General features: G+C 69.0%; 12 protein-coding genes and 1 tRNA gene. 9 read left to right on the top strand and 4 right to left on the bottom strand.

From position 1 onward, the window contains the following. The first annotated feature begins 28 nt into the window (after positions 1 to 28). Complete coding sequence (locus tag PBN85_RS01090; RefSeq protein WP_037535873.1) at positions 29 to 1,099, top strand: DUF3667 domain-containing protein; 1,071 nt, start codon at positions 29 to 31, stop codon at positions 1,097 to 1,099. A gap of 13 nt (positions 1,100 to 1,112) precedes the next feature. On the opposite strand, the gene PBN85_RS01085 is transcribed toward PBN85_RS01090, so the two are convergent. Continuing rightward, the gene (locus PBN85_RS01085; RefSeq protein ID WP_271299872.1) at positions 1,113 to 2,804 is read right to left on the bottom strand and encodes a class I adenylate-forming enzyme family protein; all 1,692 of its coding nucleotides are present in this window, start codon (positions 2,802 to 2,804) and stop codon (positions 1,113 to 1,115) included. A 65-nt stretch (positions 2,805 to 2,869) separates the two neighbouring features. Between PBN85_RS01085 and lgt the strand changes: the two genes are divergently transcribed. The 7 genes from lgt (at position 2,870) to PBN85_RS01050 (ending at position 10,156) form a co-directional block, all read left to right on the top strand. Then, complete coding sequence (gene lgt / locus PBN85_RS01080) at positions 2,870 to 3,778, top strand: prolipoprotein diacylglyceryl transferase (protein ID WP_037535878.1); 909 nt, start codon at positions 2,870 to 2,872, stop codon at positions 3,776 to 3,778. A 146-nt stretch (positions 3,779 to 3,924) separates the two neighbouring features. After that, positions 3,925 to 4,968, top strand: a complete 1,044-nt coding sequence (locus tag PBN85_RS01075) for a class I SAM-dependent methyltransferase (protein WP_443026759.1) — start codon at positions 3,925 to 3,927, stop codon at positions 4,966 to 4,968. Next, positions 4,965 to 5,474, top strand: a complete 510-nt coding sequence (locus tag PBN85_RS01070; protein ID WP_081793170.1) for a GNAT family N-acetyltransferase — start codon at positions 4,965 to 4,967, stop codon at positions 5,472 to 5,474. Before PBN85_RS01075 ends, PBN85_RS01070 begins: the two co-directional genes overlap by 4 nt. 5 nt (positions 5,475 to 5,479) lie before the next feature. Then, the gene (gene pgeF, locus PBN85_RS01065; protein WP_271299871.1) at positions 5,480 to 6,262 is read left to right on the top strand and encodes a peptidoglycan editing factor PgeF; all 783 of its coding nucleotides are present in this window, start codon (positions 5,480 to 5,482) and stop codon (positions 6,260 to 6,262) included. A 109-nt stretch (positions 6,263 to 6,371) separates the two neighbouring features. Further along, positions 6,372 to 7,697 (top strand): cystathionine gamma-synthase family protein, encoded by a 1,326-nt coding sequence (locus PBN85_RS01060; RefSeq protein ID WP_051583656.1) that lies wholly within the window; start codon positions 6,372 to 6,374, stop codon positions 7,695 to 7,697. Between the two features lie 102 nt (positions 7,698 to 7,799). Beyond that, positions 7,800 to 8,315 carry a phosphoribosyltransferase gene (locus PBN85_RS01055; protein ID WP_271299870.1) on the top strand — a complete coding sequence of 172 codons (516 nt, stop codon included), beginning with the start codon at positions 7,800 to 7,802 and terminating at the stop codon, positions 8,313 to 8,315. Between the two features lie 32 nt (positions 8,316 to 8,347). Continuing rightward, positions 8,348 to 10,156 (top strand): aminopeptidase P family protein, encoded by a 1,809-nt coding sequence (locus PBN85_RS01050; protein WP_271299869.1) that lies wholly within the window; start codon positions 8,348 to 8,350, stop codon positions 10,154 to 10,156. Here PBN85_RS01050 and PBN85_RS01045 read toward each other — a convergent pair. Further along, positions 10,153 to 10,293, bottom strand: a complete 141-nt coding sequence (locus PBN85_RS01045) for a hypothetical protein (RefSeq protein ID WP_271299868.1) — start codon at positions 10,291 to 10,293, stop codon at positions 10,153 to 10,155. The two genes, PBN85_RS01050 and PBN85_RS01045, sit on opposite strands and share 4 nt — an antisense overlap. 83 nt (positions 10,294 to 10,376) lie before the next feature. Here PBN85_RS01045 and PBN85_RS01040 point away from each other — a divergent pair. Then, positions 10,377 to 10,451, top strand: a tRNA-Thr gene (locus PBN85_RS01040). Positions 10,452 to 10,964: 513 nt separating this feature from the next. Here PBN85_RS01040 and PBN85_RS01035 read toward each other — a convergent pair. Further along, a protein-coding gene (locus PBN85_RS01035; protein WP_271299037.1) for an IS3 family transposase occupies positions 10,965 to 12,130 on the bottom strand; the annotation gives its coding sequence in 2 pieces (ribosomal slippage) (positions 10,965 to 11,869 and positions 11,869 to 12,130; 1,167 coding nt in all). Further along, positions 12,127 to 12,417 (bottom strand): NAD(P)H-dependent oxidoreductase, encoded by a 291-nt coding sequence (locus PBN85_RS01030; RefSeq protein WP_271299867.1) that lies wholly within the window; start codon positions 12,415 to 12,417, stop codon positions 12,127 to 12,129. The genes PBN85_RS01035 and PBN85_RS01030 overlap by 4 nt, the downstream gene beginning before the upstream one ends. Positions 12,418 to 12,845 lie beyond the last annotated feature (428 nt).

Genomic DNA, 12,845 nt, shown 5'->3' with positions numbered 1-12,845 from the left:
ACGATCGCACTCTTGCTAGGTCGAAGCCATGTCGGGGGATATCGCAGCAGCCACGGATCTGATCACCGGTGCGCTCACCGCGCGCGCGGTCGAGCCGCATGCCGGCGAGGCGCAGGCGTCGCACGGCGGCGGCCTCTGCCTCAATTGCGGCACGCGGCTGATCGGCGCGCATTGCCATGCCTGCGGGCAGAGCGGCCACGTCCATCGCACCGTCGGCGCGATCGGGCATGAGATCGCGCACGGCGTCTTCCATTTCGAAGGCAAGATCTGGCGGACGCTGCCGATGCTGGTGTGGCGGCCGGGCGAGCTGACCCGCCGCTACGTCGCGGGCGAGCGCGCGCGCTTCGTCTCGCCGCTCGCACTGTTCCTGTTCACCGTCTTCCTGATGTTCGCGACGATCAGCGCGCTCGGCGGCGACATCGCCGGGCTGGTCACCGCGGATCGCGCGGACGGGACGACGATCGGCATCGCCCGCAGTGCCGACAAGGCGGAGCGCGGTCTGACCAAAGCGCAGGCCGAACGCGATCGCCTGGTCGCCGCGGGCCGGCCGACGGCGGAGATCGATTCGCAGATCACCGCGCTGCGCACGACGGTCACGGCGCTGCGCCGTGCGCAGGCGCCGGCGGACGGCGAGGGGCGGTTCGGCCTCGACGAGGTCCGCACCGGCTGGGCCAAGCTCGACCACGGCCTCGCCAAGGCGGACAAGAACCCCGGCCTCGCGCTCTACAAGCTGCAATCGAGCGCCTACAAATATAGCTGGCTGCTGATCCCGATCTCGACGCCGTTCGTCGCGTTGCTGTTCCTGTGGCGGCGGCGGTTCGGGCTGTACGACCATGCCATCTTCGTCACCTACAGCCTCGCCTTCATGATGCTGATGGTGATCGCGCTGATGCTGCTCGGCGTCGCCGGGGTGGCGAGCGGGTGGATCGTGCTCGCGGTGTTCGCGCTGCCGCCGCTGCACATGTTCCGCCAGCTGCGCGGCGCCTATTCGCTGCGCCGCGTCTCCGCCGCCTGGCGGACCGCGGCGCTGCTGGTCTTCGCCTGGGCGGCGCTGCTGTCGTTCGTCGCGCTGCTGCTGATCCACGGCCTGACCGACTGAGCCGCGCGCGCGGCTAGGCCGCCGCCAGCGCCCGATAGGTGGCGCGCAGGGCGACCTTGTCGATCTTCTCCGTGCCCAGCCGCGGCAGGGGCGCATCGGCGATCCAGATGCGCACCGGCACCTTGAACGCGGCGATATGCTCGCCCAGAAAGGCCTGCAGCGCGCCCGCGTCGAGCGTCTCGCCGTCGCGCGGGTGGACGACCGCACCCGGCACCTCGTCGAAGCGCGCATCGGGCAGGCCGAACACCGCCGCCTCGGCGACGCCGGGATGCGCGTAGAGCGCCGCCTCGACCTCCTGGCAGGAGATATTCTCGCCGCCGCGGATGATGATGTCCTTCTTGCGGTCGACGATGAACAGATAGCCCTCGGCATCGAGATAGCCGATGTCGCCGGTGCGGAAATAGCCGTCCGCGGTCATGCAGGCGGCGGTCGCCTCGGGCTGGTTCCAATAGCCGAGGAAGTTGCAGATCGAGCGGATCGCCACCTCGCCGCGCGCGCCCTGCGGAACCGGCGCACCTGCATCGTCGAGGATGGCGAGATCGACCAGCGGCGGCGAGGCGCGGCCGGCGCTGTTCGGCTTGGCGAGGTAATTGCTGCGCCAATTGCCGGTGCCGACCGCATTGGTCTCCGTCAGGCCATAGCCGATCAGCGGCGCGCCGCCGCCGCCCGCCCCCATCTCCTCGGCGATGCGGCGGACATGTTCGACCGGGCGCGGCGCGCCGCCCGCGGCGAAGTCGGTGACGGTCGACAGATCGTACAGGTGGCGATCGGGATGGGTGAGCATCTCGAAGCTCATCAGCGGCACGCCGACGAAATAGCTGATCCGCTCCGCCGCGATCAGCCGCATCGCCTCGCCCGCGTCCCACTTCGGCATCAGCACCAGCTTGCGGCCCATCGCGAAGCTCTGCAGCAGCACCGGCACCTCGGCGGTGACGTGGAACAGCGGCAGCGTCAGCAGCGTCGAGGGCTGTTCGGTCGGCGCATTGCCGTCCTGCGCGGCGATCGACAGCATCGTCAGCGCCTGGGCAAGATAGTTGAACACGCCCTGCACCACCGCGCGATGATCGCACAGCGCGCCCTTCGACCGGCCGGTCGAGCCCGAGGTGAACAGGATGGTCGCATGATCCTCGCCCGCCAGCGCCGGCAAGGCGACATCGGCGGCGCGATCGAGCAGCGGCGCGAGCGCCTCGGCGAGCGGCAGCGTGTCGTCGAGCACCACAACCGGCACCTCCGCGCCATCGAGCCGGCGGGCGCGCGGCGCATCGGCGAAGACGAGCGCGCAGCCGACCTCGTCGATCGCCGCGACCAGCTCCTCCGCCTGCCACCAGCCGTTGAGCAAGGTCGCGACGCCGCCCGCCATGGTGATCGCCATGTAGAGCGCGATCCAGCTCGGCGAGTTGCGCATCGCGATGCCGACACGGTCGCCGCGTGCGATGCGATGGCCTGCGACCAGCGCCCGCGCCGCCGCCGCGGCGAGCGCATAGACCTCGGCGAAGGTCAGCCGCTCGGGCCCGGACACGAGGAAGGTCTTGTCGGCATGGTCCTGACAATAATGCGCATAATAGGCCGGCAGAGCGGGCGGCGCGGCGGCGATCATCGGATAGCTGCGGCCGCCCCGCTCGACGGTGGTCAGCGGCAGCATCGCCCCCGGCCCGGTCAGCGCGGCGATGGTCGCGTCCATACGCTCGTCGAGCAGCGTCCTCATATCTCTCTCCGCTTGGTCTTGTGCCTTTGCGCCACTATGCAGTCGGCAAACCCTGGGGGAAAGCCTTGATCCTGCCGTCGCTCGCCGCCGCCGTTCCCGCTGCCCTGCCGGCCGCGGGCGGCCATATCCGTTTCGCCGATCTGGGGCTGCACCCGGACGTCTTCTCGATCGGCTTCTTCACGCTGCGCTGGTACAGCCTCGCCTATATCGCCGGCATCCTGGTCGGCTGGTGGTATCTGCTGAAGCTGCTCGCCCAGCCGGGTGCGCCGATGGCGCGGCGGCATGCCGACGATCTCGTCTTCTATGCGACGCTCGGCATCATCCTCGGCGGTCGGATCGGCTATGTACTGTTCTACGCGCCCGAGATGATCCTCCACCCGATCCGCATCCTGCGGCTGTGGGACGGCGGCATGAGCTTCCACGGCGGCGTGATCGGCACGTCGATCGGGATCATCCTGTTCGCGCGCAAGCACAAGCTCGACTGGCTGCGGGTGCACGATTACATCGCCTGCGTCGTGCCGTTCGGGCTGTTCTTCGGTCGGCTCGCCAATTTCGTGAACGGCGAATTGTGGGGCAAGCCCGCCGACGTGCCCTGGGCGATCGTGTTCGAGCGCACCGTGCCGTTCGACGTGCCCGAGCCGGCGCGCCACCCCAGCCAGCTCTACGAGGCGGGGCTGGAGGGAATCGTGCTGTTCGCGATCCTGTGGTTCGCCTTCTGGCGGACCAAGGCGCGCTATCAGCCGGGCAAGCTCGTCGGGCTGTTCGTGCTCGGCTATGGCATCGCGCGCTTCATCGTCGAATTCTTTCGCGAACCCGACGCGCAGTTCCGCGGATCGTGGGTCGAGGCGACCGGCATCCATATGGGCCAGTGGCTGTGCCTGCCGATGATCGCCGGCGGCCTCTACCTGGTGCTGACCGCGCCCGGCCGACGCACGCGGGTGGAGCCGATCGCGGGGACGGAGAGCGTGGCCTAGGAAGGGTTTCGCTCGTCATCCCGCCGTCCCTTTCATCATCGCGGCCTGCGCCGGGATGATGAAATGAGGTCGAATGATCGGCCAAGGGCTCGGGGCGCAGCATACGCCCCTTGCGCGCTGCGACCCATGGCGGCATCCCCCGGCGCGTGACCGAAGCCTCCCTCCCCGATCGTCTCGCGCGCGCCATCACGCTGGGCGGGCCGATCCCGGTGTCGCAGTTCATGGCGGCGGCGAATGCGCATTATTATGCGACCCGCGACCCGTTCGGCACGAGCGGCGACTTCATCACCGCGCCCGAGATCAGCCAGATGTTCGGCGAGCTGATCGGCCTGTGGTGCGCCGATCTGTGGGATCGCGCCGGACGCCCCGAGGTCGCCTGGGTCGAGCTCGGGCCGGGCCGCGGCACGCTCGCTGCCGACGCATTGCGCGCGATGGCCAAGGCCGGGCTGACCCCCGACGTGTATTTCGTCGAGACCAGCCCGCTGCTCCGTGCCGCGCAGGCCGAGCGCGTCCCCGCCGCGCACTGGCATGACGGCGTTGATACCCTGCCCGACGACCGCGCGCTGATCGTCGTCGCCAACGAATTCTTCGACGCGCTGCCGATCCGCCAGCTCGTCCGCCGCGGCGAGGGCTGGCACGAACGGCTCGTCGCCTGCCAGGACACGCTGTTCCTGCCGATCGCGGGCAAGCCGGTGCCGATCGCCGTGCTGCCCGAGCCGCTGCGCGACGCGCCGGCCGGATCGATGCTGGAGATTTCGCCGGCGAGCGTCACGGTGATGCAGGCGCTTGCGACCCGCCTCACCGCGCAGGGCGGCGCGCTGCTCGCGATCGACTATGGCCACGAAGGCCCGCTGCTCGGCGAGACGTTGCAGGCGGTGCGCGGCCACGGCTTCGCCAATCCGTTCGAGACGCCCGGCGAGGTCGATCTGTCGGCGCACGTCGATTTCACCACGCTCGCCGCGGCGGCGCAGGCGGCGGGTGCGGTCGCCTGGGGGCCGGTGACGCAGCGCGACCTGCTCGGTCAGCTCGGCATCGACGGCCGCGCCACCGCGCTTGCCCGCCATGCGCCGGAACGGGGACAGGCGATCGTCGCCGACCGGGCGCGGCTGATGGGCGAGATGGGAACCCTGTTCAAGGCGCTGGCGGTGACGCACCGCGACTGGCCGACCCCGGCGGCGTTCGGCGCATGACGGTGATGCTGCGCACCCCCGATGTCGCCGATGCGGAGACGATCGCGACGCTGATGGCGGATTGCTTCACCGCGACCTTCGGTCCGCTCTACGCCCCCGCCGATCTCGCCAGCTTCCTCGACGGGCTGACGATCGAACGCTGGCGCAGCGAGCTGGCCGATCCCGCCTTCGCCTTCCTGCTCGCCGAACGCGACGGCGCGGCGCTCGGCTTCGCCAAGCTGGGGCCGCAGTCGCTGCCGGTCGAGCCGGCCGGCGCGATGATCGAGCTGCGCCAATTGTACCTGCGCGCGGCGGCGCAGGGCAGCGGCCTTGCCGCGCGGATGATGGACTGGGTGATCGTCACCGCGCGGGCACGCGGCGCGGGCGAGCTGTTCCTGTCGGTCTATGTCGACAATGCGCGCGCGCGTCGCTTCTACGAACGCTATGGCTTCGAACGGATCGGGCGGTACGACTTCATGGTCGGCCATCATCGCGACGAGGACGATCTGATGCGGCTGGCGTTGTGAGCGAGATGACCGACGGGACCGACGGGCCGGATATCGAGGTGATCCGTGCCGCGCGTCTCGGCGACGTGCCGCACGGATTCCTCGGCCGGCGCGGCGGCGTGTCGGCCGGCCTCGTCGCCGGGCTCAACTGCGGCCTCGGCTCGGCCGATGATCCCGCCGCGATCGCCGAGAACCGCCGCCGCGCCGGCGCCGCGGTGCTGCCAGGTGCGGCGCTGGTCGGGCTTTACCAGATCCATTCCGCCGAGGCGGTGATCGTCGACGCGCCCTTTGCCGACGAGGCGCGGCCGCGCGCCGATGCGCTGGTCACCGATCGACCGGGGCTGCTGCTCGGCATCCTCACCGCCGATTGCGCGCCGGTGCTGTTCGCCGATCGCACCGCCGGCGTCGTCGCCGCCGCGCATGCCGGCTGGAAGGGCGCGATCGGCGGCGTCACCGATGCGACGCTCGCCGCGATGGAGCGGCTCGGCGCGCGGCGCGAGCAGATCGTCGCCGCGATCGGCCCGTGCATCGCCCGCGCCTCCTACGAGGTCGACGCCGGCTTCCTCGCCACCTTCACCGCGGCCGATGCTGCCAACGAGCGCTTCTTCACCGACGGGCGCGCTGGCCGTTACCAGTTCGACCTCGAAGCCTATGTCGCGCACCGGCTCGCCACGGCGGGGGTGTCGCGGATCGAGGCAATGGGGCTCGACACCTATGCCGACGCCGACCGCTTCTACAGCTTCCGCCGCGCGACGCATCGCGGCGAGGCGGATTACGGGCGTCAGCTCAGCGTCATCGGGGTGGGGTAAGGTTGCCCGGAGCAGGGATGGCACCGCCAGCCCCTCGCCGCCGCCAATCGCAAACTGGTGTCATCCGTTACGATCCGCGGCTATGCTCTTCCCCATCAAGGAGAAGACCATGCCCGACGAAGCAGAACTGACCGGCGCCGGCGGCACCCAGAGCCCGGCCGCCAGCGATATCGGCGTCGAAAAGATCGGCGATCGCAAGCTCAAGCCCGCGACGATGATGATGGGCCACGGCTTCGACCCGGCGCTGTCGGAAGGCGCGCTCAAGCCGCCGATCTTCCTCACCTCGACCTTCGTCTTCCCCAATGCGGCGGCGGGCAAGCGCCATTTCGAGGGCGTCACCGGCAAGCGGCCGGGCGGCGCCGACGGCCTCGTCTATTCGCGCTTCAACGGACCCAATCAGGAGATCCTCGAGGACCGGCTCGGCATCTGGGAAGAGGCGGAGGATGCGCTCGCCTTCTCCAGCGGCATGTCGGCGATCGCGACGCTGTTCCTGGCGATGACCAAGCCGGGCGACACGATCGTCCATTCGGGTCCGCTCTATGCGGCGACCGAGACGCTGATCGGCCGCATCCTCGGCAAGTTCGGGGTCAAGTGGCTCGACTTCCCCGCCGGCGCGAGCCGTGAGGAGATCGACGCGGTGCTGACCGAGGCGAGGACCGGCAACGTCGCGCTGATCTATCTCGAAAGCCCCGCCAATCCGACCAACGCGCTGGTCGATATCGAGGCGGTGGCGGCAAGCCGCGACGCGATCTTCGCCGATGCCGACGAGAAGCCGCCGATCGCGATCGACAACACCTTCCTCGGCCCGCTCTGGCAGCAGCCGCTGCGCCACGGCGCCGACATCGTCGTCTACAGCCTGACCAAATATGCCGGCGGCCACAGCGACCTCGTCGCCGGCGGGGTGCTCGGCAGCAAGGCGCACATCAACACGATCCGTGCGATGCGCAACACGATCGGCACGATCTGCGACCCGCATACCGCGTGGATGCTGCTGCGCAGCCTCGAGACGCTGGAATTGCGGATGAGCCGCGCCGGCGAGAATGCGGTCAAGGTCTGCGCCTTCCTGCGGGATCACCCCAAGGTCGAGCGCGTCGGCTATCTCGGCTTCCTGCCCGACACGCCGGGGATGGAGCGGCAGGCGGACATCTATCGCCGCCATTGCACCGGCGCGGGCTCGACCTTCTCGCTGCTCGTCAAGGGCGGCGAGGCGGAGGCGTTCCGCTTCCTCGACGCGCTGCGCATCGCCAAGCTCGCCGTGTCGCTCGGCGGGACGGAGACGCTGGCCAGCCATCCGGCGGCGATGACGCATCTGTCGGTGCCCGAGGCGCGCAAGGCGGCGCTGGGGATCACCGACAATCTGGTCCGCATCTCGATCGGCGTCGAGGATGCCGACGATCTGATCGCCGATTTCGATCAGGCGCTCGCCGCGATCTGAGTCGGCGCGCCTTGCCCCGCGGGGCCGATCGCACGATGATAGGCGGATGATCCCGTTCACTTATCATCCGTGCGGCCGGCCCTCGCCCGAGGCGGGGCGCTGATGCCGGTCTATACGTCGATCCCGAACGACGCGTTCGTCGCCGCGGTGCACATTCTCGCCACGGCGATCCGCGACGGCGGCTGGGCGCCCGATCATCTGATCGGCATCGGCCGCGGCGGACTCGTCCCCGCAGTCTATCTCAGCCACGCGCTCGGGCTGCCGACGCTGTCGGTCGATTATTCGAGCCAGGTCGAGGCGTTCGCCGCCGCCCCGCTCGCCCGCCTTGCCGAACGGACGTGCGACGGCGCGCGGCTGCTGTTCGTCGACGACATCAACGATACCGGCGGCACGATCGCGCAGATCCGCGCCACACTCGCCGCGGCTGGCGCGGTGCCGGAACGGGTGCGCTTCGCGACGCTGATCGACAATGTCCGCTCCGCCGAGCGGGTCGATTATGCCGCGCGCACGATCGACCGGGAGCAGACCAAGGACTGGTTCGTCTTCCCATGGGAGGCGGTGGCCCCGGCGCAGGCGATCGCCGCCGATGCCGCCGCGGTGCCCGAACGCACCGCCTGACCCGCGACGATCCCCCAGCGACGGAATATCCGATGACCGACACCTCCGCCCGCCTCGCCGCGCTGCGCGACGAACTCGCCCGCCAGGGCCTCGACGGCTTCATCGTGCCGCTGACCGACGAGCATATGAGCGAATATGTCGGCGGCTATGCGCAGCGGCTCGGCTGGCTGACCGGTTTCGGCGGCTCGGCGGGCAGCGCGGTGGTGCTCGCCGATCGCGCGGCGATCTTCACCGACGGCCGCTATACGCTGCAGGTCCGCGAGCAGGTCGACGGCGCGCAATGGGAGTATGTCGGCGTGCCCGAGACGAGCATCGCCGGCTGGCTCGCCGAGGCGGTGCGCGAGGGCCAGCGTATCGGCTACGATCCCTGGCTGCACACGCGCGGCTTCGTCACCGAGACGGCGGCGGCGCTCGCCGATCGCGGTGCGACGCTGGTCGCGGTCGACGCCAATCCGATCGACCGCGTCTGGCACGACCGCCCCGCCCCCTCGCCCGCGCCGGTCACCGTCCATGCCGATGCCTATGCGGGTGAATCCTCCGCCGCCAAGCGCGCCGGCATCGCCGACTGGCTGGCGAGCCAGCGCGCCGATGCGGTGGTGCTGACCGCGCTCGATTCGATCGCCTGGGCGCTCAACGTCCGCGGCGGCGACGTCGCGCATACGCCGGTCGCGCTCTCCTATGCGATCGTCGCGCGCGACGGCACCACCGACCTGTTCGTCGCCCCGGACAAGCTCGACGATACGGTGCGCCAGCACCTCGGCAATGCGGTGCGCGTCCACGACCGCGCCGCCTTCGCCGCAGCGCTCGGCGGCTTCCAGGGTCGCCGGGTCGCCGCCGACCCGGACCGGGCGGTGGCGGCGATCTTCGCCGCGCTCGACCAGGGCGGCGCGACCGTGCTGGCGCTGCGCGACCCGGTCGTCCTCGCCAAGGCGCGCAAGAACCCGGTCGAGATCGCCGGCCATCGCGCCGCCTCGATCCGCGACGGGGCGGCGCTGACCCGCTTCCTGCGCTGGGCTGAGGACGCCTGTGCCGCGGGTGGCGAGACCGAACTCTCCGCCGCCGCCAAATTGCTCGCCTTCCGCGAAGAGACCGGCTGCCTGCTCGACTCCTCGTTCGACACCATCTCGGCGACCGGCGCGCATGGCGCGAGCCCGCATTACCACGTCACGCCCGAATCGAACGCGCCGATCCGCGCGGGCGAGCTGTTCCTGATCGATTCGGGCGGCCAGTATCGCGACGGCACCACCGACGTGACCCGCGTCATCCCGGTCGGCGCGCCGACCGACGAGATGCGCGACCGCTTCACTCGCGTGCTCAAGGGCCATATCGCCATCGCCACCGCGATCTTCCCGGACGGCACCTGCGGCGCGCAGATCGACGGCTTCGCACGGCGGCCGCTGTGGGAGGCGGGGCTCGATTTCGGCCATGGCACCGGCCACGGCGTCGGCAGCTTCCTGTCGGTGCACGAGGGGCCGCAGCGGATCGCCGCGCCCAATTATCCCGGCGGCGCATCGCTCGAGCCGCTGCGCGCCGGCATGATGCTGTCGAACGAGCCGGGTTATTACAAGCCGGGCGCCTACGGCATCCGCATCGAGAATCTGCTGCTCACCGTGCCGGTGGCGGTGGCGGGCGGCGATCCCGATCGCGCGATGCTCGGCTTCGAGACGCTGACCTTCGCGCCGATCGAGCGCGGGCTGATCGACGCGACGCTGCTCACCCCGGCCGAGCGCGACTGGCTCGACGCCTATCATCGCGACGTGCTGGCGCGGATCGGCCCCGCGCTCGATCCCGCGACGCGCGACTGGCTGGCGGCGAAATGCGCGCCGATCGCCGCGGGTTAATCGGGTCTGGCAGGCGCGCTCGGCGGCTCGCGCGGCGGATCGTCCGCGGCGGCAGCGCGCGCCTGCGCCTTGCGCCGGTGGAGGTTGGCACGCAATTGCGCGGCGAGCCGCTGCGCCCGTTCGTCGTGATCCGCCATCGCTTCTGCCTAGCCGCGACGACAAGCGCTTGACAATGTGTTCCGGAACGTCTCTAGGCGCACCTCGCCCGAACGGGTCGAGTGCTGCCGTAGCTCAGTGGTAGAGCGCATCCTTGGTAAGGCTGAGGTCGTGAGTTCAATCCTCACCGGCAGCACCATTTCTCAATGACTTAGCCCTCGTGGCTGGGTTGGAAAACTGACGGGTCAGAACGGGGTCACAACCGCGGTTCGTTGGTCACCCGGTAGAAAATCGGCAGGGCGTTCCCTGCGTCAGGCGGCTCACCGCCGATATCTCCACATTCCTCGTCAGGCTCGAGCGGATTTGCCGTTCCTCCTATGAGCCAAAGGGCCGTTCAAGGTCGCGTCGCCTATGGCCGGCGAATCGGTCCTTGTCGGCACATCGAACGCCCCATGGGCGATGAAAGCTTCAACGACTGTCCGCCCGAGCGGCGACTCCAATCTCAAGGGCGGCGGGGTGGAATGACGTCGTGCGGTTCTGCCGCGTTCTCGCGAGAGGCCCCAAGCGAGACTATCCAAATCCAGATTCCACTGGGTCATGCCGAAGCCGATGACGAGCGATACCTGATCCACCAAGAGGCTTCTCCAAGCATCGGCGACGGCGTCAGCTGCCTCCCGGGCGACGAGCCCTGAAGTGACGTGACCCCTGTCTTTCATCCAGCTGCGACCAGAGACCGACGGGTGTTGTCGCGCATGAGCGCAGGTGAAGCAATGGGCGGGGTTAACCCCGCCCGTTGCTGTTCGAGCCCGGCAGCGAATGCGGCCGGGGTCGCGTAGCCGAGCGATGAGTGCGGCCGCTCGGTGTTGTAGTCGTCGACCCAGCGCGCCAGGATCGAGCGGGCCTGACCGATGGTGAAGAACAGCGTCTCGTTGAGCAGCTCGTCGCGCATGCGACCATTGAAGCTCTCGACGAACCCGTTCTGCGTCGGCTTGCCAGGCGTGATGTAATGCCACTCAATGCCGACATCTCCCGACCAGGCGAGCACCGCGTTCGACGTCAGTTCAGTCCCGTTGTCGCTGACGATCATCTTCGGCTTGCCGCGCTCGACGATCAGATCGGCCAGCTCGCGCACGACCCGCCGGCCCGAGATCGAGGTGTCCACCACCGCCCGGAGGCATTCGCGCGTCACGTCGTCGACGATGTTGAGCACGCGGAACCGTCGGCCGGCGACGAGCTGGTCGTGGACGAAGTCCAGGCTCCACCGCTGGTTGGGGAGTGCCAGCACCGGTGCAGGCACCCGCGCGCCCACGGCGCGCCTTCGCCCCTTCCGGCGCCTGACCGTCAGACCCTCCTCGCGATAGAGCCGCTGGGTCTTCTTGCGGTTGATCGTGATGCCGTCCCGGCGAAGCAGGATGTGTAGACGTCGATAGCCGAACCGCCGGCGCTGCTGCGCCAGCTCACATAACCTCGACCGAAGGTCACCATCATCTGCTCGACACGAGCGATATCGCATACTCGTGCGATCCGCTCCGACGACAGCACACGCCCGCCGCTCGCTCATCCCCAGCGTCGTCTGGAGATGCGCGACTGCTTGCCGCTTCGCGGCGGGCGTCACCATTTTTTTGACAGCAGGTCCTTCAGACCGGCGTTGTCGAGCATCGTGTCGGCGAGCAGGCGCTTGAGCCGTGCGTTCTCTTCCTCGAGCGACCGCAGACGCTTTGCGTCGGATACCTCCAGGCCGCCGAACTTCGCCTTCCAGGCATAGTAGGTCGCGCTCGACATCCCGTGCTTGCGGCACAGCTCCGTCACCACCGCACCCGCCTCGGCCTCCTTCAGGATGCCGATGATCTGCTCTTCCGAAAACTGCTTCCGTTTCATTCCGTCCGTCCCTCCAAGGGCCGGTCTCTAGTTCCAGGTGGATGAAGAAACGGGGGGCACGTCACGAGGGATCGGACCGGCGCGGCGAGCGTCGGTCGCTCTTCCGCCTTGAGGACGGGATCGAAGTGCATGGCATAGAGATCGCGCAGGACGACGGTTTGCCCGACCGCGCGCACTTCATCGCAGTAGCGGGCAGCGATCGCATGGTCGAAACTGTCCGGGTCGGGATGGCAGACGATGACCGCGTGCCGCCCATCGCGGGCGACGACCTGTTCCTGTACGCTCATCGTAAGACCCGATCTTCTGCGCAGCGGTGCCGCACGGGATGTACGGGCAGAGCATTCTGCCGAATGGGCCGGGCACATGCTGCAAGGAGATGTTAAGCTAGGCGTTTGCCGCCGTTCGGGTCAGCCTCGGAAACTACGCAGTCGCAAGTGTGGTTGGATACGCTGACTGCGGTCATCAAAGATCCTTACGCGTCGCAAACTGGGCTGGCTCATTAAGAAGATTTAGCGGGCCGACCCAGAAGTGGACATTCAGCCCACCCTTCCTGCTCCCCAACTTCGGACGCTTGTTCATCGTCGCGGACGACCAGCTTGCTACCCTGACCATCCACTGACGAATGTCGAGATCTAGGAGGCTAGCGGACCTAGCTCGCCCCACTTTCATGGTTCACGTTTTGGCTCGTCGGTCTTTTTGCCCGGCCCCAACTCCG

This window comes from Sphingomonas sp. CV7422 (assembly GCF_027945725.1).
GTDB classification, from domain to species: Bacteria; Pseudomonadota; Alphaproteobacteria; order Sphingomonadales; family Sphingomonadaceae; genus Sphingomonas; species Sphingomonas kyungheensis.
Note: the sequence above shows the minus strand (reverse complement) of the source record. Positions and strands in the feature narration are given on the sequence as shown.

Excerpts from the sequence above, each read along its gene's own strand:
- pgeF (WP_271299871.1), top strand. The coding sequence starts at position 5,480 with ATGACCGACGGGACCGACGGGCCGGATATCGAGGTGATCCGTGCCGCG.
- PBN85_RS01070 (WP_081793170.1), top strand. The coding sequence starts at position 4,965 with ATGACGGTGATGCTGCGCACCCCCGATGTCGCCGATGCGGAGACGATC.
- PBN85_RS01060 (WP_051583656.1), top strand. The coding sequence starts at position 6,372 with ATGCCCGACGAAGCAGAACTGACCGGCGCCGGCGGCACCCAGAGCCCG.
- PBN85_RS01030 (WP_271299867.1), bottom strand. The coding sequence starts at position 12,417 with ATGAGCGTACAGGAACAGGTCGTCGCCCGCGATGGGCGGCACGCGGTC.
- PBN85_RS01090 (WP_037535873.1), top strand. The coding sequence starts at position 29 with ATGTCGGGGGATATCGCAGCAGCCACGGATCTGATCACCGGTGCGCTC.
- PBN85_RS01055 (WP_271299870.1), top strand. The coding sequence starts at position 7,800 with ATGCCGGTCTATACGTCGATCCCGAACGACGCGTTCGTCGCCGCGGTG.
- PBN85_RS01050 (WP_271299869.1), top strand. The coding sequence starts at position 8,348 with ATGACCGACACCTCCGCCCGCCTCGCCGCGCTGCGCGACGAACTCGCC.
- PBN85_RS01045 (WP_271299868.1), bottom strand. The coding sequence starts at position 10,293 with ATGGCGGATCACGACGAACGGGCGCAGCGGCTCGCCGCGCAATTGCGT.
- PBN85_RS01085 (WP_271299872.1), bottom strand. The coding sequence starts at position 2,804 with ATGAGGACGCTGCTCGACGAGCGTATGGACGCGACCATCGCCGCGCTG.